The sequence below is a fragment of the Shewanella avicenniae genome (assembly GCF_017354945.1).
GTDB classification, from domain to species: domain Bacteria; phylum Pseudomonadota; class Gammaproteobacteria; order Enterobacterales; family Shewanellaceae; genus Shewanella; species Shewanella avicenniae.
In genome coordinates this window covers 2,047,784-2,073,073 of the sequence record NZ_CP071503.1, presented here as the reverse complement: position 1 = coordinate 2,073,073, position 25,290 = coordinate 2,047,784, and the positions used below count along the sequence as shown (strand labels likewise).

17 protein-coding genes and 3 tRNA genes are annotated in these 25,290 nt (G+C 47.6%); 9 read left to right on the top strand and 11 right to left on the bottom strand.

Annotated features, from left to right (window positions below; translation table 11 throughout):
* Window positions 1-153: 153 nt before the first annotated feature.
* Window positions 154-1,518 (bottom strand): MATE family efflux transporter, encoded by a 1,365-nt coding sequence (locus tag JYB87_RS09145; protein WP_207356524.1) that lies wholly within the window; start codon window positions 1,516-1,518, stop codon window positions 154-156.
* Window positions 1,519-1,544: 26 nt separating this feature from the next.
* Here JYB87_RS09145 and JYB87_RS09140 point away from each other — a divergent pair, with 26 nt between their 5' ends.
* Complete coding sequence (locus JYB87_RS09140; RefSeq protein ID WP_207356523.1) at window positions 1,545-2,165, top strand: riboflavin synthase subunit alpha; 621 nt, start codon at window positions 1,545-1,547, stop codon at window positions 2,163-2,165.
* Between the two features lie 9 nt (window positions 2,166-2,174).
* Here JYB87_RS09140 and JYB87_RS09135 read toward each other — a convergent pair whose 3' ends face one another.
* Window positions 2,175-2,369: a CPXCG motif-containing cysteine-rich protein gene (locus JYB87_RS09135; protein ID WP_207356522.1), complete on the bottom strand. Its 195-nt coding sequence runs from the start codon at window positions 2,367-2,369 to the stop codon at window positions 2,175-2,177.
* 300 nt (window positions 2,370-2,669) lie between these two features.
* Between JYB87_RS09135 and thrS the strand changes: the two genes are divergently transcribed.
* The 4 genes from thrS (at window position 2,670) to rplT (ending at window position 5,803) form a co-directional block, all read left to right on the top strand.
* Window positions 2,670-4,598 (top strand): threonine--tRNA ligase, encoded by a 1,929-nt coding sequence (gene thrS / locus JYB87_RS09130; protein ID WP_207356521.1) that lies wholly within the window; start codon window positions 2,670-2,672, stop codon window positions 4,596-4,598.
* 3 nt (window positions 4,599-4,601) lie between these two features.
* Window positions 4,602-5,144: a translation initiation factor IF-3 gene (infC, locus tag JYB87_RS09125; RefSeq protein WP_207356648.1), complete on the top strand. Its 543-nt coding sequence runs from the start codon at window positions 4,602-4,604 to the stop codon at window positions 5,142-5,144.
* 90 nt (window positions 5,145-5,234) lie between these two features.
* Complete coding sequence (rpmI, locus tag JYB87_RS09120; RefSeq protein WP_037439621.1) at window positions 5,235-5,429, top strand: 50S ribosomal protein L35; 195 nt, start codon at window positions 5,235-5,237, stop codon at window positions 5,427-5,429.
* A gap of 14 nt (window positions 5,430-5,443) precedes the next feature.
* Window positions 5,444-5,803 (top strand): 50S ribosomal protein L20, encoded by a 360-nt coding sequence (gene rplT / locus JYB87_RS09115; protein WP_037439620.1) that lies wholly within the window; start codon window positions 5,444-5,446, stop codon window positions 5,801-5,803.
* Between the two features lie 264 nt (window positions 5,804-6,067).
* Here rplT and gap read toward each other — a convergent pair whose 3' ends face one another.
* Window positions 6,068-7,078 (bottom strand): type I glyceraldehyde-3-phosphate dehydrogenase, encoded by a 1,011-nt coding sequence (gene gap, locus JYB87_RS09110; protein WP_207356520.1) that lies wholly within the window; start codon window positions 7,076-7,078, stop codon window positions 6,068-6,070.
* A gap of 270 nt (window positions 7,079-7,348) precedes the next feature.
* Window positions 7,349-8,194, bottom strand: coding sequence for a DUF2989 domain-containing protein (locus JYB87_RS09105; protein ID WP_207356519.1), 846 nt, complete (start codon window positions 8,192-8,194; stop codon window positions 7,349-7,351).
* 203 nt (window positions 8,195-8,397) lie between these two features.
* On the opposite strand from JYB87_RS09105, the gene JYB87_RS09100 reads away from it, so the two are divergent.
* The 4 genes from JYB87_RS09100 (at window position 8,398) to JYB87_RS09085 (ending at window position 10,321) form a co-directional block, all read left to right on the top strand.
* Window positions 8,398-9,837, top strand: a complete 1,440-nt coding sequence (locus JYB87_RS09100; protein ID WP_207356518.1) for a glyceraldehyde-3-phosphate dehydrogenase — start codon at window positions 8,398-8,400, stop codon at window positions 9,835-9,837.
* 229 nt (window positions 9,838-10,066) lie between these two features.
* Window positions 10,067-10,142, top strand: a tRNA-Gly gene (locus JYB87_RS09095).
* A gap of 6 nt (window positions 10,143-10,148) precedes the next feature.
* A tRNA-Cys gene (locus tag JYB87_RS09090) sits at window positions 10,149-10,222 on the top strand.
* Window positions 10,223-10,234: 12 nt separating this feature from the next.
* Window positions 10,235-10,321: transfer RNA gene (locus JYB87_RS09085), tRNA-Leu, on the top strand.
* 244 nt (window positions 10,322-10,565) lie between these two features.
* Here JYB87_RS09085 and JYB87_RS09080 read toward each other — a convergent pair.
* The 7 genes from JYB87_RS09080 to JYB87_RS09050 all read right to left on the bottom strand — a co-directional run bounded on the left by JYB87_RS09080 (window position 10,566) and on the right by JYB87_RS09050 (window position 24,990).
* Window positions 10,566-11,561 (bottom strand): D-alanine--D-alanine ligase, encoded by a 996-nt coding sequence (locus JYB87_RS09080; protein WP_207356647.1) that lies wholly within the window; start codon window positions 11,559-11,561, stop codon window positions 10,566-10,568.
* A gap of 191 nt (window positions 11,562-11,752) precedes the next feature.
* Window positions 11,753-13,768, bottom strand: coding sequence for an exodeoxyribonuclease V subunit alpha (recD, locus tag JYB87_RS09075; RefSeq protein WP_207356517.1), 2,016 nt, complete (start codon window positions 13,766-13,768; stop codon window positions 11,753-11,755).
* A complete protein-coding gene (gene recB / locus JYB87_RS09070) occupies window positions 13,768-17,493 on the bottom strand; it encodes an exodeoxyribonuclease V subunit beta (protein WP_207356516.1) in 3,726 nt (1,241 codons plus the stop codon). Before recB ends, recD begins: the two co-directional genes overlap by 1 nt.
* Entirely contained in the window at window positions 17,490-20,957 is a 3,468-nt protein-coding gene (gene recC, locus JYB87_RS09065) for an exodeoxyribonuclease V subunit gamma (protein WP_207356515.1), read from the bottom strand. Before recC ends, recB begins: the two co-directional genes overlap by 4 nt.
* 149 nt (window positions 20,958-21,106) lie before the next feature.
* Complete coding sequence (locus tag JYB87_RS09060) at window positions 21,107-23,116, bottom strand: transglutaminase family protein (RefSeq protein ID WP_207356514.1); 2,010 nt, start codon at window positions 23,114-23,116, stop codon at window positions 21,107-21,109.
* Entirely contained in the window at window positions 23,109-24,080 is a 972-nt protein-coding gene (locus JYB87_RS09055; protein WP_207356513.1) for a DUF58 domain-containing protein, read from the bottom strand. Before JYB87_RS09055 ends, JYB87_RS09060 begins: the two co-directional genes overlap by 8 nt.
* 4 nt (window positions 24,081-24,084) lie before the next feature.
* Complete coding sequence (locus JYB87_RS09050) at window positions 24,085-24,990, bottom strand: AAA family ATPase (RefSeq protein WP_207356512.1); 906 nt, start codon at window positions 24,988-24,990, stop codon at window positions 24,085-24,087.
* Window positions 24,991-25,290 lie beyond the last annotated feature (300 nt).

Below are 25,290 nucleotides of genomic sequence, written 5' to 3'. Positions count from 1 at the left end.
CGTTGCTAGGCAATGTGCCTTGCAGGAACGGACGCTATATTAAAGTCGAGCAGCACGTACTGGCAAGTGAAAATATTAAAAACCAGACTAAATGGTGATTTGCTAGTCAACTCGCTGATAATAGCGGCTTAATTATAGTTTGTCCGTAGCTCATTAGCCGATTGATGTTCGCAAGGCTAATGCTCGCCGTTTAATGATGCGCAATCGAATGGAAAACATAATCGCAGCTGAGGTTAACCCTGCAATAAGCCCTGTCCAAAATCCGTATGCCCCAAGTGGTTCAACAATGACATCGGTGCTCGCCAAGGTATAGCCTACCGGCATGCCAATGACCCAATAAGCTATAAGGGTGATGTAAAACGCACTTTTGGTATCTTTAAAGCCGCGCAGCGCACCAGACGAGATCACTTGTACCGAGTCCGATAGCTGATATACCGCTGCCATCAACATTAAGCCAGAAGCGAGGCTGATAACCTGCGGTGAATCGTTATAAAGCATGGCGATTTGCTCACGAAATACCACGGTAATTACTGCGGTGCAGGCGGCTAAGGCCAACCCTAAGCCAATACCTGTTTTGGCAACTAATGCACTTTGCGCTGGTTGGTGACGCCCCAAATAGTAACCAACGCGGATCGACACTGCGACACCTATCGATAACGGCACCATAAACACGATGGAGGAGAAATTCAGGGCAATTTGATGACTAGCAACAACATCCGCCCCTAAGGGCGCAAGCAGCAGGGCAATTACCGCAAAAATACTGACTTCAAAAAACAAGGCTAGTGCAACCGGCAACCCAATCCGAACTAAACCAAAAATGCTTTTCCAGTTGGGTTTTGCCAAATGATTGAACAGCTGAATTTCATCAAACCGTTTATGGAAAAAAATATAGAGCAGCATTGAAACAAACATCGCCCAAAACACGATCGCCGTTGCTACACCACAACCTGCGCCGCCCATTGCGGGGATGCCAAAATAACCATAGATAAAGATAAAGTTAGCCGGAATGTTAATCGCCAAGCCGATAAAGCCGATAAACATGGCCGGTTTGGTATAGGAAATGCCTTCACCGCAACTGCGCACCACCTGATACAGCAACATGCCGGGGGCGCCCCACAGAATTGCGCTAATGTAATCGGTGGATATTTGCTCCAAAGCTGGTTCCAATTGCATTTGCGCAATCAACAGATTGGAAAAATGCAGGATCAACATCACCAGTGCGCCTCCGACTATGGCAATATACGAGGCTTGTATCGCCAAGGGGCCTATTTTGTTTGATTCGTTGGCGCCGTGATGATGAGACATTAAGGGTGTAATCGCCATTAACATCCCTTGAAAAAATAAAATTGCGGGTAACCAAATGCTGGTGCCAACTGCTACCGCCGCCATGTCTGCTGCGCTGACGCGACCGGCCATCACAGTGTCGATAAATCCCATCAGGGTTTGCGTCACCTGAGCGATAAGGACGGGTAGGGCGAGTTGTAAGATCCGTTTGGCGTGAAAACCAGCGTGTTCCATGATATTTCCAAAAAAGCGAGTGAATTATGTTTACAGGTATCGTGCAGGCAAATTGTGAAGTCCTTAGTATTGATAAAAAGTCGGGACTTCATACGCTGGGTGTCGCCATTCCTCAAGAACTGCGCATCGGATTGCAGTTAGGCGCCAGCGTCGCCAATAACGGCGTCTGTTTAACTGTAACTGAGTTGGCGGATGATAGGGTGTTTTTCGATGTGATGGAAGAAACATTAGCGCTGACGAATCTTACGGATCTGCAACAGGGAAGTCGCGTTAACATCGAACGATCACTAACTTTTGGTAAAGAGATCGGCGGGCATATTCTGTCGGGTCACGTACAGACTCTAGCAAGGATTGAACAGGTTGATGTGACGGAAAGCCATTATAACCTCAAGCTGTCATTTGCTCCTGAATGGAAAAAATACATTTTCTACAAAGGATTTATAGGGGTTAACGGCTGTAGCTTGACTGTCGGTGAGGTTGATGGGAACTGTTTTTGGTTGCACCTTATCCCTGAAACACTAAGACTGACCAATTTGGCAAGTTATCAGCCGGGTATGACCTTGAACTTGGAAATCGATAGTCAAACCCAAGCCATCGTCGACACCGTCGAACGGGTGCTTGCACAGCGCTTTGAAAGCAGCATTTAGCCGTTTCTGTTAGTAATATTGCTCATCATCAGCATCAACATGCAGCTTAATAGTTTGATGCTGATGGTCGATGTGCATGGTTACGTGGATCGGATTGCAGCAGATATGACAATCGTTATAAAACTCCTGATCACCTTGGCTAGTATCCAATTCGACAGCCTGATGATGTCCGCAGTAAGGGCAACAAATGGTTTGGCGTTTCATATCGGCATCTCCTAATTCAACGTAATCAAAGTTGAGTATAGATGGTTTCTACCTTAGTCGAGGTATAGATTTCGGCTCATTTAATGCTGACGATGAGTGTTATTGACTCGGCTTGCTTGATATCCCTTGTATAAAGCGGCATTTACGCTTGCTTCGTTATAAACAACTGCCGTAAAATTCTGCCTTCGCTTGCGAGTCACATTGCCACTGTATGGTGATGCCGCAATGCGTTACGACTCTTTTTTAACATGATGACCAAGTGGCCCTACGTGTGGGTCACCACTGGATTAAGGATTACTCATGCCTGTTATTACTCTCCCTGACGGGAGCAAACGTGAATTTGCCCACGCGGTTTCCACTCTCGATGTTGCTGCAGATATCGGTCCTAGTCTGGCGAAAGCCTGTATCGCTGGCCGTGTTAATGGTGAACTTAAAGATGCTTGTGATCTGATAACTGAAGACTCAGAGCTTTCAATTATCACCATTAAAGATCAAGAAGGCTTAGAAATTGCTCGTCACTCATGCGCTCACTTGCTGGGGCATGCAATTAAGCAATTGTGGCCAGAAACCAAAATGGCAATCGGTCCAGTGATCGATAACGGTTTCTACTATGACGTCGATTTAGATCACAAGTTGACTGAGGACGACATTGCCAAACTGGAAGAACGTATGCTGGAACTGGCAAAAACCAGTTACGACGTCGTTAAGAAAGTAGTGAGCTGGCAAGAAGCACGCGACACGTTTGAACAGCGTGGTGAATCATACAAAATGGCTATTTTGGATGAAAACATCAGCAAAGATGACCAGCCAGCGTTGTATCATCACCAAGAGTACACCGACATGTGTCGTGGTCCTCATGTGCCCAACATGCGTTTTTGCCAGTTCTTCAAATTGATGAACGTTGCAGGTGCCTATTGGCGTGGTAACTCTGACAATAAGATGCTGCAACGTATCTATGGTACTGCGTGGGGTGACAAGAAGGCGCTTAAAGAACATCTGACTCGTCTTGAAGAAGCCGCTAAGCGTGATCACCGTAAAATCGGTAAACAGCTTGACCTCTATCATATGCAAGAAGAAGCGCCGGGCATGGTGTTCTGGCATAACGACGGTTGGAGCATCTTCCTTGAGCTGGAACGCTTTATTCGTGGCAAGCTGAAAGAGTACAAGTACCAAGAAGTGAAAGGTCCATTCATGATGGACCGAGTGCTGTGGGAACGTTCAGGTCACTGGGATAAATACGCAGACGCGATGTTCACTACCCAAAGTGAAAACCGCGAATATGCCATTAAGCCAATGAACTGCCCTGGCCACGTACAGATCTTCAACCAAGGGTTAAAATCTTACCGTGACTTGCCATTACGTATGGCTGAATTTGGTAGCTGTCACCGTAACGAGCCATCAGGTGCACTGCACGGTTTGATGCGCGTTCGTGGCTTTACCCAAGACGATGCACACATTTTCTGTACCGAAGAACAAGTACAAGCTGAAGTAAGTAGCTGTATCCAAATGGTATACGACACTTATTCAACCTTTGGCTTTAAAAACATTGTGGTGAAACTGTCAACTCGCCCAGAAAAACGTATTGGTGACGATGCGATGTGGGATCGCGCTGAAGAAGCGTTGAAACAAGCGTTGCGTAACAACAATATCGAATTTGAAATTTTGCCGGGTGAGGGCGCGTTCTACGGTCCTAAGATTGAATTCACTTTGCATGATTGTCTCGACCGCGCATGGCAATGTGGTACTGTGCAGCTCGACTACGCACTGCCTGGTCGTTTGGGGGCAACATATGTTGCTGAAGATAACAGTCGTCAAGTACCAGTGATGATCCACAGAGCGATCCTCGGTTCGCTCGAACGTTTCATCGGTATTTTGATTGAAGAATATGCGGGTAAATTCCCAGCATGGTTGTCACCAATGCAGGTTGTGGTGATGAATATCACCGATAAACAGCAATCTTATGCCGAAGATATAGTAAATTCATTCCAACAACAGGGAATTAGAGCCTGTACGGACTTGAGGAATGAAAAAATAGGCTTTAAAATACGCGAGCACACGCTGAAGCGCGTTCCTTTCCTATTGGTTGTAGGTGACCAAGAAGTTGAAAACCGTGAAGTAGCGGTTCGAACCAGGGACGGAGTGGATTTAGGCAAAATGCCTGTTGAGAATTTCACTGCATTAATAACTGAAAGAATTTCGCTCCGTAGTCTAGAGTTGATGGAGGATTAGGTCATAAAGATCAAGAAAACATCGGGCCGTCAGGCGGCCGCAAACAGAATTAACGAAGAAATCACCGGCCTTTCACAAATACGTTTGGTTGGTGCTGACGGTGAACCTGTTGGTATCGTGGGTATCAGACAAGCCCAAGAACAAGCAGATGAACAAGGTTTGGATCTGGTAGAAATCAGTCCAAATGCCGAGCCGCCTGTATGCCGTATTATGGACTACGGTAAATTTCTGTTCGACAAGGCGAAAGCCCAGAAAGAACAGAAGAAGAAGCAGAAACAGGTCCAGGTTAAGGAAATTAAATTCCGCCCTGGTACTGATGAAAACGACTATCAGGTAAAACTACGCAACCTGATTCGTTTTCTAGAAGATGGGGACAAAGCGAAAGTTACGCTGCGTTTCCGTGGGCGCGAGCTGGCGCACCAAGGTTTGGGTATGGAACTTTTGAACCGTATCAAAGCTGATTTGGACGAAGTTGCAGTTGTTGAAGCCTTTCCAAAAATGGAAGGTCGTCAAGCTGTAATGGTGCTAGCCCCCAAGAAAAAATAGTAAGGCTAAAAAAGTAGCTAGCGGAATACCGCATGGTATTTCGCTTCTCGCCTTGCGTTTTATTAATTATCCCAATGCGGAGTTTTTGTAATGCCAAAAATGAAAACTGACCGCGGTGTAGCTAAACGTTTTAAGAAAACCGCTAATGGTTTCAAACGTAAACAAGCTCACCTGCGTCACATCCTGACCAAGAAAAGCACTAAGCGTAAGCGTCATCTGCGTGCTAAGTGTCTAGTTGCTAAAGCTGACGTGCCGATGATTGCACGCCAACTACCATACGCTTAATAGGAGATTGAAAAATGCCAAGAGTTAAGCGTGGTGTAACTGCACGTGCTCGTCACAAGAAAGTTCTTAAGCTTGCGAAAGGTTATTACGGTGCTCGTTCACGTACTTATCGTGTAGCGGTACAAGCAGTAATCAAAGCTGGTCAGTATGCTTACCGTGACCGTCGCCAGAAAAAACGTCAATTCCGTCAACTGTGGATTGCACGTATCAATGCGGCATCTCGTCAAAATGGTCTGTCTTACAGCCGTTTCATCAACGGTCTGAAGAAAGCCTCTATCGAGATCGATCGTAAGATCCTGGCTGATATCGCAGTATTTGACAAAGTTGTTTTTGCAACTTTGGTTGAAAAAGCAAAAGAAGCTCTGGCTAACTAATTTTTTAGTGCCAAGAGTTGTAAGAAGGGGACCTTAGGGTCCCTTTTTTATTGGCTATAACTTTGGTTTTTCGACCTAATTTGAAACCTTGTCAAATGACCACGGTATAACAACTGCTTCCTATTCAGAATTTCGGATTAGTTGTAATTATCGTATCTAGCGTCGTTTAACTGCGATTTAACCTCTAGATTTTTGAAAGTGAGTCGAGAAAAATTAAGGCATAAAAAAAGCGCTCCTGAGAGCGCCTTTCAAGATACTGACGAATTACTTAGCGTTCATCAATGCAACCGCGTTGTCTAACATACGGTTACTGAAACCCCATTCGTTATCGTACCATGACATTACTTTTACCAAACGGCCGTTTACGCGGGTTTGGGTAGCATCAAAGTTTGATGAGAAGGCGTTGTGGTTAAAGTCGATAGAAACCAAAGGCTCTTCGTTGATGCCAAGCACTTCGCTCATTGGCGCTGATTGAGCTGCTTTGGCGATAATGGCATTTACTTCTTCAACAGTGGTGTCGCGAGAAGCGATAAATGACAGGTCAACCAAAGATACGTTAGCGGTAGGTACACGAACCGCTAAACCATCAAACTTACCTTGCAGTTCTGGTACAACTAAACCTACAGCTGCTGCTGCACCAGTTTTAGTTGGGATCATAGACAAGGCTGCTGCACGAGCACGACGTAAGTCTTTGTGATAAACATCAGACAACACTTGGTCGTTGGTGTAGGCGTGAATGGTGGTCATCAAACCAGATTCAATACCGAGCGCTTCGTTTAACGGCTTAGCGATAGGTGCCAAACAGTTAGTGGTGCATGAAGCGTTAGAGATAACTGTCATATCTGAAGTCAGTACGTTGTTGTTCACACCATATACAACGGTGGCATCAACGTTCTTACCTGGGGCAGAAATGATAACTTTCTTCGCGCCTGCAGTCAGATGTGGTTGAGCAGTTTCCTTAGAGGTGAAGATACCAGTACATTCAAATACCACGTCAACCTTCAGTTCGCCCCAAGGCAACTTTGATGGATCACGCTCTGAGAAAGTCAGGATCTTGTCGCCATTAACATAAATAGCTACGTCATCATGCTCTACCGATGCGTTAAAACGACCATGAACAGAATCATACTTGGTCAGATGAGCATTAGTAGTGGCATCACCCAAATCATTGATCGCAACGATTTGAATTGGGTAGTTCTTTTCGCTTTCATAAAGCGCGCGCAAAACATTGCGTCCGATACGGCCATAGCCGTTAATTGCTACGCGGATAGTCATTTCATATCCCTCAGATATACTTGATAAACTGGTAATAAAATTACAAAAATGCATGATTTAGTCAAGCTGAATCGACTGTAAAAGCAGAATTCTGGCCAAGTCATGTGTGATAATTGTGCTTTCTTCCCGAAACTGAAAAATAACCAAGAAATAGTAACACGATTGGCAAGTTATTTGTATGACAAAATGAATGGTTAGTCAATTAACTATAGCACCTAATTGTGGTTATTTTTTGAAGAGAGACAGGTGGTATTAGACCTACCTCTAGTTTTACTGGGAGGTTTGAATGTCTGCGGCAAGGCGTTTTGGCCACACAGACTTGCTAAATTCATTATCTTTTAACACTTCAGCAAATGCTTCTGCTTGTTCGTTAAGCTGTTTAACGACCGCATGATGACCGCCGACAACGGCCTCTAGTTGTTGCTCATTTGCCTGGCGTTCTGTCAGCACAAGATTGGTTTTTTCTAAAAGGTATTGCTGTTCAGGTTTATTTAGTAATGCAAAGCCGCGTGCCATGCCAAGTAACCAATCCGCTTTGAATGCTGCGTCATCATCGAGTGATAGCGCGCGTAGATAAAGTTGCAGTGATTTTGGCGCATTAAATTCAAGATAGTGAGCTGCTAATGCTGCCAGAATTGTGGCGTCTTGAATTGGGTGCTCTGTTTCTGCTTCAATCAGGCGATAAAGTGCATTTTCGTCACCAAGTCGGGTCCAACGGTAATAAGAAAGGTACGGCGTCTTTGCATCCCGTACCGAATCTTGTAGCTCGGTGAGCGATTGTGCGCTTAAAGCGTACGCGCGAGCTCTTACATCGGTGCGTTCAGGATTATTAATATGTTGCACGCCAGATGCGCGCCACATGCACTTGTTGTAGCCTTCAAGACTCACGATTAAATCATACAACTGCTTGTCGTCGGGTTTATCGGCGGCTTCTTTTACGACTAAACGGTTACTGACAAGGGTTGCGCGCTCAGTTCGACACCAACCATCGGTATGCAAATCTTCACAAATTTCAGGATTATTTTTACAGATCTTCTCGGTAGGAGTGAGGCGATCACAGCCTTCTAACAGTGATATGAAACAAAATGACGTAATTATTACGAAAAACCTTGTCAAAATGCATCTCCGTGAGAAAAAAATGCAATAAAATTACATGGTTATGAAAAATTAATTACTGGTCAGTACTCGCCATCTTCATTAGAATTGTGCCAACCGTAATCGCTAAAACCGTTAGAGTACACATCGATTATTGGTCGTTTTTTCTGTTTACTCAATCAATTCCGCTTAAAAATGCGGAAGTGAGCGTAAAGGATCAGTTAATGAGCGCGGACAAACACCTGAAAAGTTGGCAAGAACGTTTTGAATTGGCTGAAGTGATGCAGCCTATTCTTGGTAAGCTGTATCGTAATCAAGGCGTTGAAGTAGTGGTATATGGTCGACCATTGCTCAATGCATCTACTATCGAAATTATTAAAGCACACCGCTTAGTTCGTCGTTTTGTCGGTGAGAAGCTGCGACTAAGAGAAAGTTTTCCTTTCCTAGAAGCACTGAGCAAGTTGCCAGTACGTCAATGTAAAGTCGATATCGGTAAGCTTGCGGTAAAATACTGGAAAGAGCATACCACTACAGATGACATTGAAGCCTACATGCAGACTGAATTGGCTCCTGCCATCGCCTGTAAAGATGAAGTGCAACCTCGTGATGTCGTGCTGTATGGTTTCGGCCGTATCGGCCGCTTGTTAGCACGTTTGTTGATCGCCAAAACAGGTCAAAGCAACAAACTGTGTTTGAAAGCGATTGTTTTACGCGGTGGTCGTGACGGTGATTTAGAAAAGCGTGCGAGTTTATTGCGCCGCGATTCAGTGCATGGTCCATTCAACGGCTCAGTAGAAGTTGACGTTGAAAACAACGCAATTATCGCCAACGGCACCTACATCCAAGTGATCTACGCAAACTCACCGAGTGAAGTGGATTACACCAAATACGGTATCGAGAACGCATTAGTTGTAGACAACACAGGTATTTGGAAAGACGAAGCTGGTTTAGGTCAGCATCTGCAATGCCCAGGGGCGGCCAAAGTGTTGTTGACGGCTCCAGCCAAAGGCGCCATTAAAAACATCGTTTACGGTGTTAATGATAGCGATATCACGCCAGAAGATATTATCGTTTCAGCCGCTAGTTGTACCACCAACGCTATTACGCCGGTATTAAAAGCAATTAATGATGGTTACGGTATCAGTAGTGGTCACGTAGAGACCATTCACTCCTACACCAACGACCAAAACTTAATTGATAACTACCATAAAGCGGATCGTCGTGGTCGCAGTGCTCCTTTGAACATGGTCATCACTGAAACCGGTGCGGCGAAAGCAGTAGCCAAAGCCTTGCCAGTACTTGCAGGTAAGCTGACTGGTAACGCAATTCGTGTACCGACACCAAACGTATCGTTGGCGATTCTGAGCTTGAATCTGAATAAGCAAACCAGCAAAGACGATATCAACGAGTTCCTTAAAGAAGCGGCGTTGCATTCTGACTTACAAAACCAGATTGATTACACCGATTCAACCGAAATTGTATCAAGCGATTTGGTGGGCTCTCGTTACGCAGGTGTTGTTGATTCACAAGCGACCATTGCAGAGGACAACCGCGCCAATATCTACGTATGGTATGACAACGAGTACGGTTATAGCTGTCAGGTGGTCGGTGTTATGCAGAAAATGCTGGAACTCAATTTTATGAGTCTGCCGTTATCTGAATAACCCAATTGAGATAAAACTATCTCAGTGAAACCTAAAGGGCTGTAGTGGAGCTGATTTAGCCACTACAGCCTATCAAGCTGCTGAAATTGCTCAAATAATATTAAAGTTGAATAAATTCGCAGCATACAGAACGAAATTGTCATAATTTCCTAAATCATTGATTGACACCCAACGGTAAATCCGTAGAATTCCATCCCGCAGTCAACGAGAACTTCTCGTTAACCGCAATGCGACATTAGCTCAGTTGGTAGAGCGATACCTTGCCAAGGTATAGGTCATCGGTTCGAACCCGATATGTCGCTCCAAAAGATGGCGCGATGGCAGAATGGCTATGCTGCGGATTGCAAATCCGTCGATCTCGGTTCGACTCCGGGTCGCGCCTCCATAATATCGATGAGCCCGAGTGGTGGAATCGGTAGACACAAGGGATTTAAAATCCCTCGCTGGTTACAGCGTGCCGGTTCAAGTCCGGCCTCGGGTACCACCTACTTGTCGATATAAATTAAGAGGTTAGCTTAACAGGCTGACCTCTTTTTTTATGCCTATTATTCAGTAAACTGTCCAACGTAATCGTTTAATTCGTAAAACAAAAAGTTGTCTAAGTCGAGCGCTATTGGGTAGTCAATAGAGGTTATTGGGCGGCTTGTTTGAACCGGATAAGGTGGTTTACTCGCATAGAACGCGGAAACAGAGCCAAATCCACAGCGATTTGGCTCTACTAGGTGAATTTACTGGGTTAACTGACGCTTGATGTTATCCATCAGGTATTGTGTGAAATCTTCGCCGTGGTGGGCGAGCATTTTCGGGAACATGGAAATCTTAGTGAGCCCTGGGAAGGTATTAATTTCGTTTAGTAAGATTTCGCCTTCGTCGCTAAGAAAGAAGTCAATGCGCGATAGGTGACGCAGTTTTAAGCCTTTAAACGCACGCACCGCATATTCTTGAATTTGGCTAATCTGCTCGTCGCTAAGATTCGTGGCTTCTACTTGGGTGGTTGCGTGGCTGTTGTCGGCGTACTTTTCTTCAAAGCTGTAGAAGGTGTTATCGGCACAGATAATTTCACCGGGCTTGGTGGCAATTACTTCGCCTTGGTACTGATACACTGCTACTTCAAGTTCGCGGGCGCGAATGGTCTTTTCGACGATCACATAAGGTGAATAGCGAAACGCCTGCGCAAGAATATTGCCTATCTCGTCACGCTGGTCGACTTTGAAACAACCAACAGAAGAGCCTTGTGATGCCGCCTTAACAAATAGCGAACCCCATTTATCAAACGCAGCTTCACAGCGTTTGATTGATTCTTCATCTAATTGATTCACAAACAAGTATGGGGTGTTAGGAATATCCAGTGCACTGAACCACATTTTGGCGGTGATTTTGTTAAAGCAGTTACTGCTCGCTTCAGATTCACAGCCAAAATAGGGCAGGTTAATCAGATTGAAGTAGGACTGAATATCACCGGTTTCACCGGGATAGCCGTGAATACAAGGGATCACATAATCGACTTGCCATGCTGGCGTGTCATCTTCAAAGCGAATTTCGCGGCGATTGGTAAGCTCACACTTTTGCCCAGCTTTGGTGTGGTATTCGCCCTGCGCGTTGAGCGTCAAATACAGCAGGTTAACGTCATCACGTTGGGCTAAACAGGCTTCAAAATATTGCGCTGATAGCAATGAAATATCATGCTCAGCACCACCGCCGCCACACAACAGCAAAATGTTCATCCGATTATCCAAGTGAGGCTCCCTTGCTCAAAACTGGCTATCTTCGTTGGCCAACATTATGGCGCAATCCGCGGTGGCTGTTAATGGATATTCGGTGCGCTGTGCCTCGTTGCTGAAATTCTCAGCACTAGCCTAAAAATCCGATGCGCGGAGTTGGCGTAGGTCTACGACTCTACACCGAACAGCCCACGTTAATGACTAGACCACAAGCGACTCGCCAAACCTGATGCTCGCAAAGTTAACTGCTTAACTGCCAAGTTAAATACTGGCTCGGTACCGCTGCAGCTAAAATGAGTTTTTGCGCGGGTGATTGCCGTGTAGAGCAGCTCTCGACACAAAAGCTGCATCTGCGCACCACGAGGGTTCGGCGGTAATATCATGGTCACTGCGGCAAACTCGCTGCCTTGGCTTTTGTGCACCGTCATCGCAAAGCAGCTATCGTGGCTTGGCAAACGTGCGGGTAACACCTTCATCATGCTGCCATCGGCGCGTTCAAACCACGCCATTAGCCGCTGATTACTCGGATCTTGCAGAATGATTCCGATATCACCGTTAAATAGGCCTAAGTTGTAGTCGTTACTGCGAATGATGATCGGCCGGCCGCTATAAAACTCTTGGCTGGGGACAATCAGTTTAGCCTGAGCAAGCTGGCGCGTGATGATCAAATTGAGACCATCAACACCATATTCACCCGTACGCATCGCAGATAGCACCCGGAATTGGTTGTAGGCACGCAGTACCTGATGCGGCTCTGCCTGTTGCTGCGCCAAGGCCAAATATGGCCGATATTGCTCAACGCAATGTTTGAGCAGGGCACGTTCGGCGGTGATCGAACTTTGTTGTTCAAACCAGGTTAATTCTGGATATTGTTTGGCCCAGACCTCTTTAGCTTTGTTGACTGTGCCGTTGTTGACTGCCGCTGCGAGTACACCGATCCCAGCATCATCTTTGAATCTATGACTATGGCGCAACATACAAAGGCTATCACCGAGAGGCTCTGAACGAGTGCCGGCAGGAATTTTTACGCCACACAGTTGGCTGAGTCGCGACGATTGTTGATGACTGTATTGCATGCGCCATTGATGGCCATCGCGCAAGCCGTGACAGATATCTGCCAACACTGCACCAGCTTCCACAGACGCTAGTTGATCCTGATCGCCCAGCAAAATAAGCCGCGCTTTTTCAGGTAATGCATCGAGCAATTTCGCCATTAACGGTAAATCGACCATGGAGGCTTCATCGACAATCAGTAGATCCAACACCAGTGGATTATTTTGGTGATGGCGAAAACGTGAATCATCGGGGATTACACCCAATAATCGATGAATCGTTGCCGCCTCTTCAGGAATGGCGTGTAACGCGGGCAGCAGCGATTCGAGTTCACCCGTGAGTTCTGCCTGCAGACGGGCTTTTGAGCCTTTGATGGATTCAGACAGGCGCGCGGCCGCTTTACCGGTCGGCGCAACCAAGCGAAGACGTAATGCAGGTTGCAAATGCATAAGCAACAGCAACACTTTGGTTACTGTGGTGGTCTTGCCCGTGCCGGGTCCGCCAGTTATGACAGACAAATTGCGGCTCAATGTGGTGGCCGCTGCAATCTTTTGCCAATCGATATCAGTAGCATGGTTTGGAAACAAGCCATCAAGCAAGGCACTGACTTGTTGCATAAAGCGAGGTTCACCATCGAGCTGAACGGCGATATCGCTATCGGTAGCCAGCGATAATAAGCGGTCAGCGACGGATTTTTCGTAGCGCCAATATCGCCGCAGGTAAAGTCGTTGCTGCTCAAGTACCAGTGGGCGATTGAGCGGATCCTCTTCTTCACCTAGGTTGGGACACCAGACCAATGAAGATTGCGCTAACAAGGTGGCTAATTGCTGCGGTGCTGTGGCAACGTCAGATTGACATGCGATAGCGCAATAGGGCGCTGGCGCATCTTCGGTGATAGTTGCCTGCGGCCGTAACCCCAGCGGATTGGCAAATTCAATGTGTTGCAAAGGCAAGCAGCTATGTTGGCTCGATAACTGTTTTGACAACAGAGTCAGTAACAGCTGCAGCAATTCATTGGGTTCATTGCTCAGTTCACATAATTCGATGGCAAAATGGCGATCGAGCGCAGTAATAACGCCTTGCTGTTCGGCCACTTTGAGCAACTCAGTTAGTGGCAGATTGGTGTGCAGCGCGATGTCTAAATTGTACGTGGACATTAAAACAGCTCCAAATCGAGTTGTGACTGCTGCGCAGTGGGCGTTAACGGTGACGGTGAATTAGTGCCATCAACGTCTTTATCTGCGTTGGCTGCAGACTCCCCACTGAAGAGTGCATCTAACGCTTCGATTAATGCTTGCGGTGGCCGATCATAATAAATCCCCGCTTGCGGATGTTCGGGGGACATGCCGCGAAGAAACAGGTAATAGCAACCACCGATATCGCGTTGATATTGATAATCTTGCATCCGTTTGGACAACTGGCGATGCAAGGCTAAGGTGTACAGTAAGTACTGCAAATCGTAGCGATGCTCGAACATGGCTTGCTGCAAATTTGAGCCGTGGTAATCGGTAAAACTGTTGCCCAAGTGATTCGATTTATAGTCGGCAATATACCAGCGATTGTGGAACTGAAAGGTTAAGTCGATAAAGCCTTTGAGCATTCCGCGCAAGGTTTCAAAGCTCAGCCCCGCTTGGTAGCCGTATTGTGCCAGCAGCGCGTTTAGTGCGTGGCAATCGAGTTCAGCGACCGGTAAATAAAACTCCATTTCCGCAATTGCATCGTTTGCTTTTAGAACCGCGAGACTTAAGCCTTTGTCACGCATTTCGCTACCGAGTGGCGCAGCGAGGATCTGCTGATACCATTCCAGTAACACTGGGTATTCAGTCTCCGCTATCCCATATTTGCGCATTGCATTTGGCAGCACCGCTGCCAGCGCGGCGGCTTTATCGCTTGCGTCAAAATCGAGATCTTCTAACACTTGGTGCATAAAAGAACCGGCATTGGCTCCTTTTTCAAACAAAAATCGCGGTGCGGGCGCCTGTTCCGGTGCAGGCAGTTGCGCCAGTAGAGGATCAAACACTTCGTCATCCATGCCTGGTGATTGTGGCGGCAGTTCGCTGCTGAGGTCATCAACTTCAGAAACGCCGTGGTGCTGTGATTCCTTAATCAAGCCACTGTAACTGCCAACGCGCCAGTAATGCTGTGCAGGAATTTCTAGCTGCAACGGTGTAACGTTCTGCCGCGTTTCGTCATTGGCTTGCAGACTGCCACTCACTCCTTGCGGCACTATGCTAGTGACCGAAATGGCGGCGGAACTGAGCTGATTGATATGGGTTGCTAACTCCGCAAAGCTGAGATCTTCGTTGTCCAGCCCTAACAGATAGCCAATCGCGGTATTTGGCAAATAACTCTTGATGCCAGCCTTAAGCTTGCGTGAGTAGTTGGCTACTGATAGGTAGCAGCGATATACAGGGCGGGTCAATGCCACGTACAACAGCCGCAAATCTTCTGCTAGTTGCTCCTGCTTCTGCTGATCGATCGCATCTTTATCACCAGACAGATCCCAAATAAGCTGATTATTGTCATGATAGAGCAGTGGCTCTGGTGTGCGACTGTGGTATCCAAGGCTAACGAACGGCACAAAACATACGGGATATTCCAAGCCTTTACTTTTATGAATGGTGACGATTTGCACTAAGTTTTGTTCGCTTTCTAAACGCAGCTGTTGCTCTTCACCGTTTTGAGCGTCCACCAGCTGTTGTTCATACCAGTGAAGCAATGCGGCCGGGCCATCCGCCTCTGCGGCTTTTTGTTGCAATAATTCACACAGATGGCGTAAATCGGTGAGGCAGCGTTCACCGTTCTCACTGTTCAGTAAGCGTTGGATCATCTCAGTATCAGCCGCTAACTGAATAATGGCGGGCATAATGCCACGTGTGAGCCATAGCTGATGCCAACGTTCAAATTGTTCTAACCACCACGCCCGTACATCTTCTTGCAGATTAAATTGGTGGATCTGGCCGATCGTCTGCCCAAGCAGTTGGGTGGCCATCGCGCTGCGTAGCGCGAATTCTTCACGCGGATTGATAAGTGCAGTCAAGATAAGTGCTAATTCGCGCGCTTCAACCGTGCCAAACACGCTATCTCGACTGAGAAATACCGCACCGATGTTACGCCGCGATAAAGCTAGCTTCATGGCCGAGGCTTCGTTGTGATCGCGCACCAGCACCGCAATATCTCTGGCTATCAGCCGACGCGATTTTGTGCCATTTTGCAGCTGACTGTCTTGCTGCAGCAATGCCAGAATCTGTTCAGCGGCATCTTCTGCCAGCAGTTCCCGCGCCGGATCTTTGCTCAATCCCGCTTCAGCATCTTCTGCCAATAGGCGGATCTGCATCGCATGATTATCTTCAGCGCTCACTAGCTGCTTGTGTGTCGCGGAGGGTGGCACTTCAACCGCTTCAAACGGAATATCTTCACCGGCAAAGGGCGCGGGATGTCGACTAAACAGGGTGTTAACCGCGGTCACCATCGATTCACTGGAGCGATAGTTGGTGCCTAAGGTGTATTGCCCTTGGGTGGTGTGTTTGGCGGCAATGTAAGTATGGATATCCCCCCCACGAAAGGCGTAAATTGCCTGTTTTGGGTCACCGATCATCAATAATGCGGCGCGGGTTTGCTCGCCAATCTGCTGTTCAGCATCATCAAACGAGTAGTACTGTTGATAGATCCGAGAAAAAATCGCAAATTGCAGCGGGTCGGTATCTTGAAACTCGTCGATTAGCGCCATTGGGAAGCGTTTCGCGACCTCTTTGGCCAACACTTGCCCTGCAGTTTGGTCTTGCTGTTGATGCCCAAGGGCATGGGCTAAGGTTGACAGTAAATCATCTGGGGTCAGCACATTACGCTGCGCCTTTTGAGCTTGAAAGCGCGCGCGAATATTATCCCTGGCCAAGTACAAAAACGCAGGTTTGATGTTGCTTAACAGCTCAGAAATTTCATCAATTAACGCCATCAGTGGCGCTTGCTCAGCTGTGGGGGCCGGCGCACTGGTTTTATTTACCTTGAGCTTAGCTAATGACAGCTTATCAATCACGTCTTCAACGGGAAGCGCATGTTGTGATGTAACCCAAGCATCCATTGCTTCAAACGCGGCCACCAGTTTTGGATAACCTGCCGCTTGGCTGCCGTAACGGCTGGCATTCAACGACAAACTAAACAGTTGCTGTTGCAGTGTTTCGCGCGCACTTGACCATTGTTGTTTCAGCCGCGCCAACTTAGGTAACAACGCCGTAGCGATGTTTTCAAACGCTAACGGTGTTGGTGAGGCAATGGCCTCAGAATTGCCCAACAGTGGCCGCAACATGCCTTGTAATTTTTGCGGCTCTTCGAATAGCGACTGAATCGTTTGCGCTAACACGCCAGAGAGTGAGTAACAGTGTTCCCGCCAAAAATCACGCACCGCATGATGTAAAAATTCGCTGTCATCGAGGGTGAATTCGGCTTCAAACAGTAAGCTCGATTCAAAGGCTAAATCGCTGAGAATACGCTGGCAGAAACCGTGAATGGTAAAAATGGCTGCCTCATCAAGGGATTTCAGCGCCAGATCTAAGCGTATCAATGCTTGATGACGCTGTTCGTCATTCAGAGGTGCTAACAGGGTTTGAATAAAATCATCGGCTTCGGGCAGCCCTAAACAGGCGCGATAAGCTTGGCGGATTCTGCTGCGGATCCGATCGCGCAGTTCTTCGGTGGCGGCGTTGGTGAACGTCACCACCAAAATTTGTTCACAGGTGAGGGCGCTTTCAACACCAATCCCCAGCAATAAGCGTAAATACAGCCCCGAAATCGTATAGGTTTTACCTGTGCCCGCACTGGCTTCAATCAAGCGTGCACCGTGAAGCGGTAACGTGAGCGGATTAAGCAGTTGTGGTGTACTCATTGGGCTGCTCCTTGTAACGTCATGCCACCATTGGCAACAAAGTCGCCAAGTTGCTCGAGCTTGCCTTTGCTGTATAGCGATTGGAGCGGTTGCAGCAGCGTCAGAGCGATTGCGCCGAAGTTATCTTCGGTAAAATCATCAGGGTATTGAAAACAGCGCTGATAATGCGGATCTGCACCCTCGCCACCAATTTGGCTAGCCTCCCAAGTTTTACGACATTCTTGTAGTCGTTCTTGATGTTCGCCGTCACTCATCACATAAGCCAGTGAAGTCTTTGGCATTAGCATTATTGGCGTAGTTTGACCCGAGAGAAAATATTGCAGCCAAACACTCAGTTGTACGTGTGCTTGCTCGCTGCTAAGTGGCGAAAACGCATGAAAATCATGAATATCGAGCAGATAACTATGGCGCTGTAAACCGCTGCAGTTCATCGCCAAGTGGCGCAAATAGACCCGTATCAGATCCTTACCATTGGCCTTGCCCGGCCGGTAATCCACTAAGCCTTTACCCGCAACGTTATCAAGGTGGCCTTGCAGCCGCAGTTTTAGTGCTGGGAATGGCAAATCAATGTCCAATTTGGCTTGATTATCGCCGCGTAAAAACTGACATCGCTCGATTAAGGGCGCCGTGTCGCGCCGATATTGGTTCAAGGTGATTTCATCAAACGGGGCATTAGGCAAGCGCCCGCTGGCTTTGAGCTTTTGCGCGACATCTGCTTGCATCACACCCTCATGGGCTAGTGCATCGTTAATCATCTCAAGCTGCATCTGATAGCGTTGCAAACCATCGGGTTTAAATGGCTCGTCGTTATCATCGGCATCTAACGCGATGGATAAATCGAGCTTCAGGCTACGGTTAAAGAAATATTGTGCAGGGTTACGATAGAAACGGACTAAGGCTTGTAACTCGATGATTTGGAGTTCCGCCATGGTCTCTTGCGTGTCCAATTGTTCAGCGATCAATGGCGTACCGTCAGCAAACGCAGTTATTGATTCAATTGGGGTTGGACACCATTGGCTGGAAAACGAAGGCGTCAACGGCAAGTCGCCGTGCTGCTGTAATAACTCAGCTTGATACAGCGATGCATCAAATGGCTGTAACGGCTGTTGTTTAATCAAGCGTGCATTGAGCGTTTGCTCTAGTCGCGTCAGTTGGTCAGCAGTCAGCGGTTCAGCCACGAACTGCGTGGCCAGTGACGCCGGCATACAAGTTAACTGGCAGTATTCCAACAGTTCGGCAATCAGCATCGATGGATTGCGCGGGCTGTTATCCCGCTGCGAACGCCCTACATAACTGATGTAGAGTTGCTGTCTGGCTGATAACAACGCTTCCAAAAATAGATAACGATCATCGAGTCGCCGTGAGCGGTCACCTTTACGCGGTGGCTGCTGTGCCATCAAATCAAAACCAATAGGATGTTGCACTCGAGGGTACAGACCGTCATTCATCCCGAGTAAGCAGACGACTTTGAACGGAATTGAACGCATCGGCATCAAGGTGCAGAAGTTGACGCTTCCTGCCAGATAGCGCTGGCCGACGCGCGATTCGTCTAACTGACTGCTAAACCACTGTTGCAGAATGCTGTTGTCGAGTGGCTCGTCAAAACCTGCTTTGAATAATTCTGACTCTAATTTGGCGATGGCGGCATTAATAGTCATTAACGCTTGAGTGTCGCGGTCATCGCTGCTGCTATAAAAGCTGTCACAAATTGCACTAAGTTGTTGAATACGCGGGGCAACATCCACGGGTTGATTGAGTTGAACACTTAACTCGTCTAATGATTCAATAAAATTGAATAGTTTACCCAACGCTTGGGCGTTTTGACCTTCAACCCCAGCGACAGCGAGATGGTTAGCATATAAATCGGCATCATCTTCAAGTGCATACCCAAGGATGAGGCGCTTTAATCCTACCGCCCATGAGTTTTGTTCAAACGCAGGTAGTTGCTGCTGGGTGCGGCTTTTGCCGCTGCGCCCCCAGCGTATACCGGCTTTATCGAGCCATTGGCGTATCAGCGCTAACTCTTCATCGTCCAGCCCAAACCGTTTTAAGGTGGCGGGCACTTCAAGAATCGCGAGTACCTCTGTTAAGGCAAAGCGACTGCGATTGATATTCAACAGCGCAAGAAAACCGTTAATTAACGGCGACTCTTGGCTGGCACCACGGTCAGCAATGGCATAGGGAATATTGAAACGGCCTTCACGCCGCGAAAACACTGCATCTATGTAAGGAGCGTAAGCTGCTACGTCTGGCAGCATCACCACGATATCTTTGGCAGATAGCTGCGGATTGTTTGCCAACATAAATTGCAGATGATCATGCAAGGTTTCCACTTCACGCAGCGGTGAGTGGCAGCTGCGCAGCAGTAGCGAATCGTCATCATCCGCCAATATACGCCGCCCATCGAGGCTGAGGTACAGCTCGCTATCAGGGCCTAACAAACGGCCACGGGTTTCCATATCGAGAATATCTTGCTGAATACCGCGCAGCAGCTTGTCGTCACCTGCGGGATAAAACAGGTCATCGCCAAGTTCAATGGCATCAGCAGGCAGCTCTAACATCAAATCGAGTAATTCACGCCCCAATTTGCCGTTATTGGCCAGTAATGGATTGCCAACAATCAGGTTCTCTTGCCAATTTTCGGGCAGTTGTCGCTTCTCGCCATAGGTCAGATTAATCCGCGCCCTGGCCTTAGGATTAACAATGTCGCCCCAATAATGCTGGCAAGGACTGAGACTTAACACAGTGACCGGAATACGATGCCCAAGCGCATGTAACACACTTAATGTTTGCGGTGGGATTGACGAGATTCCAAACACAAACAGCCGCGCGGGCAATTGAGGTAACGGCTTGCTGTCGTCCTGCAACACATCGACTAAGGCTTGATGTAGGTTGGCACGGTGATAATGGCTTAACCCGAGTGAATGATTATAAGCAACCAGTTCGCGCCATAGCTGTGGCTGCCATGCTTGGTCGTCGCTCAGGTTAATAGGCTGTTGTTCTGCTTCCCAGTCAGCAATCCAATCAGGGCGGTACACTAAATATTGGTCGAAAATGTCAGCGATACGGGCGGCCAATTGATAACGTTTAAGTTCCGGCTGCGATGACGCTTGATGAAGATAGCGAGCTAACGGCGCATAGATTGGTTGCTCGATAAGCGTCGGCAGCAAGGAAAGCAGCTTCCAAGTCATGGCCTCTTTAGTAAAGGCGTTTTCTTGTGGCACATCAAGCAGTAGCGTATGGCATAACTGCCAAATAAAGCTCGAAGGTAAGGGGAATTCTAATCCTGCGGCGATGCCATTGTGTTTGGCAATTTCTAGTCTGAGCCAGGTCGACATCCCCGGGCTTTGTACCAAAATATGCTCAGAACTTAGCGGTGATTGCCCCGCGAGTGGCGTGCGGATCTGATCTGCCAAAGTTGCGGAGAGCAATTCCATTTTGTTGGACTGAATAAGTTTGAACATAAGCGCAGCTTCTATTCCTACCGTTTTGAACACCTTACTTGGCTAAGTTGAACGATTGTAATGCGCTAACTGAGTGACTACCAGTTAGCGACAGCACAGAATATCAATAAATATGCTTTCAAATTAATCAATTAAATCTCGTTGCACTATCAACGACATTGTTTTAACTGTTTGCTAAGTGACTTACTTAAAGCAATAAATTGCTTTTTCAACGCTGGTAATTGTGATGAATTATTTTGTTGATACTTAAGCTTGCTGTAACACGTTAGCCAGTTATCTACCTCATGAGCCAGCATGGGCCAGCGTGCTTTAAGTTGTTCACTAAAGTGAATTGGACCGGTTGATATGGCCCGTTGTAGCCCCATCTTGGCGGCGGTATGTTCAACATGTTCAAAACTGAGGTCGATAGCGGAGCGCTTGGTCGGTAAACGAAGCAAGCCAGTCTGCCAAGCAATAATCATCAGTACGATCAGCATGATCGAGCCCAAAAACAGTGCGATGCGCAGCGGAGTAACTTCACCCAGCAACTTTGACATCAACTGCTGTTGGCGCTGTTCGTCAAATCCTAACACCCACACAGTCCAGTAGTAATCGAGGTTGGCAAGTTGCATTCGCAGTGCATTAAACCAGCGGCTGGCGCGAATGGTGCTGAAATTTGCATCTGCCAGATAGCTTTCTTCCGGGGCAAATAGACTATCAAAACCTTGCTCAACTCGTTCTGGGGCAATCATGGCGGTAGGGTCGTAACGCGTCCAGCCCTCGTTTGGCAACCAAATTTCCGTCCACGCATGGGCCATATACTGGTAAATCGACATATAACCGGCTTCTGCGTTGTAAATCCCGCCTTGGTAACCTGTGACCATTCGTGCCGGCAAGCCAGATGCGCGCGCCATAATGGTCATGGCACTGGCGTAGTGCACACAAAAGCCTTGGCGAGTATCAAACAGAAAATCATCCAGTTGATTTCGCCCTGTCGGCGCGGGGCTCAGGGTGTAGAAAAACGGCTGCTGGTTGAAATACTGCATCATGGCAGACAAGCGCTGTTTGGGGTCAGCGTATTGCTCGGCAAACTGTTTACCCAAGGCAATCGTTTGCGGGTTAAAGTTTTCGGCAACCGCTAAGTTTTCGCGCACTTCTTGGCGGCTCAATGGTTTGTTTAACTTGGCGTCTAAGGCGCTGTTCACCCGATATTGAAACTTTTGTTCTATGGGTTTGATCGATACTAAACGGTAGTCGTCCAGCTGCTTAACCCCGCGCGTGGCACTTTGTGCTCGATCAAGTCCATATAACCAGTGCTGACCACTGCGCTCGGCAATGACACTATAACGAATGCCATTAGTATTGGGCGGTTCTTGGCGGTCATTAATGTTATAAGGCCGATACCAATTAACTGCGCGCATCTCGGCTGATTGCTGCCAGCGGCGACCATCGTAATCGGTCATCACCAGCGCACGCCAATAAAGCTGCGGTGATGCAGGAGGTTTGCCCTCAAACGTCACTCGAAATGCCAGCGCTTGCGAGCGAGTTAGTTGGGTTATATCGCCAAAGCTGACTTCATCCGATAACCCCGTGGTTGCACTCTTGCTTTGCGGTACTAACCACAGTGGCGATAAACGCGGCAACACGACAAATAGCGCAATCGCCAGCGGCAGGCTTTGCAGCAATAACACACTGGCTTGGCGGAGTTGGGTGAGAAGCGGTTGCTGGCCACGGTAAACGCTCAGTAGCGTAGTGGTATTAATGGCTAACACCACAAAACTGAGTAGCGTATCGCCAATCCCTTGTTTATCGATAAACGCCAGCGCAATCAGAAAGTAACCCGCGAGCACAATCGCCAAAATATCGCGCCGTTGCCGCATTTCAATGTATTTAAGGGCGTAACCCAAAATCAGCAAGTTGATTAATGCATTGAGGACACCTAGTTCGCGGCTCACTAGCGCTAGTACGCCTGCTGCGGCGACAGCAAGGCTAGTGACTAACCAACGCGGCGGCTTGGCAACTCGGCCAAAATAGATACCGATCCGCCAAACAAAGCAAATACCACAGATCCCAAGGGTGGCAATTGACGTTTTATCAGCAAGTGGAAGAATTACCGCGATATTGGTCATCAACAGCCAAAGCAGGGTATGACGACTGATATTGTCATGCAGTTCAGTCATCAATGCCCCCCTGCAACTCAGCTTGATAACACGCTAGAGCACTTAAACACGCGATGCGATGCGCTTGTCCGGTAGCTGGTGAAATTTTGATATGGCCAAGTTGCAGCCCCCAATACTGATTTGGGTTTTTCGCAAGTTCGTCAATCTGATAACACAACACACTGAGCCAATGCTCCAATTGCGCGTTATCTATTTGCTTGGGCAGTTGTAACCAAACGGGATCGCCTTCTGGTGTGGTGAATTCCTTGGATAACATGCCGCGCTCTTGTGCCCATTGCTTCCACGCCACCTGTTTTAGTGATTCACCGGGAATATAACTGCGCAGTCCGGCGTATTCATCCACGCCTTTGGGCGCTACGCCACCATCACCAATATCGCCTTCTTGACTGGTAAAACCGAGATGACCAGCGATGGGCTTAGGAAAGGCGAGATGCTCAGTATTCAGATCTAGCCAAGACCAGACGCGACATAAACCTAATGGATAGCGCGACTCAATCATTAGTCGCCCCGGTATCACTCGCCCCCGTCTAAGCGTTTTGAAAGCCAGCACTCGGGGTTGCGGTTCGGTGGAAACTTCATCCACTTTTAGCTCAGGATTGTGGGGATAGGATAACTGCAACTGATACAGCGATTTGGTGGCGTAGAGCTTAACCGGAATCGACAACTCTTGCCCAGCATAGGTATGCGTTGACCCGGTCGATAACAGTGTTAGCCCCGCCAAATTGCGATAGCTGTGCAAAATGGTACTGACAAACACACTGGCCAGCAGCAGCGCCATGCCAATCACCAAATTATTTTGATAATTGGTACCGAATAAAAACAGCAGCACAATCAATACGACCCAAACTAAACCGAAGCCACTTGGCAGAATAAAAATGCTGTGATGACTGAGCGTTTGCTGATTAGCGGCTGGGATCCGTTTCTTTAGCCAAGCGCTGAACCAGCGCTGCATAATCGCGGGCATAGCTTTACCTTATCGGATTGACACTTGCCAGTAACTTGGCAGAGAGCTGTTCACCTTGTGCCTGACTGGTCTGGCGAATTCGATGTTCTGCAACCGCAGTAAACACTGCCTGCACATCTTCTGGTACGAGGTATTGTCTTCCTTCGAGATATGCCCACGCTTTGGCCGCAGCCAACAACGCTTTGCTGGCGCGAGGTGACAGACCATAGCCCTCATTAAGATTGCGCGAGGCATCCACCAAGGCTAATAAATAACTTAGCAATGCATCAGACGCGCTAACCTGATCACACTGTTGCTGCATCTCTCTAAGGGCAACGGGGTCGATACATTGCGCTAATTGGTGAATATCTTGCGTCACCCCTTTCAGCATAGAAAGCTCGGCTTCCATCGATGGATAACCGATGGAGATCCGCATCATAAAGCGGTCCAATTGCGATTCCGGTAGGGGAAAAGTGCCGGATTGTTCACTGGGATTTTGGGTGGCAATTACAAAAAAGGGCTTTGGCAGGTGGTGGGTAATACCATCAACTGTTATTTGCTGCTCGGCCATTGCTTCAAGCAGTGCACTTTGGGTTTTAGGGCTGGCGCGGTTGATTTCATCGGCCAAAATCATCTGTCTAAATATCGGCCCAGGGTGAAATACAAACTCGGCTTGTTGTTTATCAAATATCGATACTCCAAGAATATCGGCGGGGAGCATATCGCTAGTGAACTGAATTCGCTGATGGCTTAACCCCAATGTTTGCGCCAAGGCTTGCGATAAGCTGGTTTTACCCATGCCGGGAAGATCTTCGATGAGTAAATGCCCTCTGGCAAGCATACAGGTGAGGGCAAGTTTGACTGCGCGCGGCTTCCCTATCAGTACTTTTTGCAGTTGCTGGGTGATTGATTCAATAGCGTTTGACTGCATTACAACGTCCATTTTTGGCTAAGCGAATGTTTAATATCAACAAGCTTAAACCAAATTGCAAACCTGACAGTGCAGCGGCGTAGATTGGCACTACACTTTTTAATCAACGTCGATGAATTTTGCGTTATGTGTCTTTTCGTGTTTGGTTCATTTTGTTGTTTTAATCCGAAATTTGATGCATTTGTAGACAAATGCGGCTCAACTGTTTGTTTTTCGAGCATTAATAACTATTCGTGTTTACATTTTGTATGACAATCCTAAAAGTGGTTTTAAAATATAGGTTTACAGTCAAAAACAAAT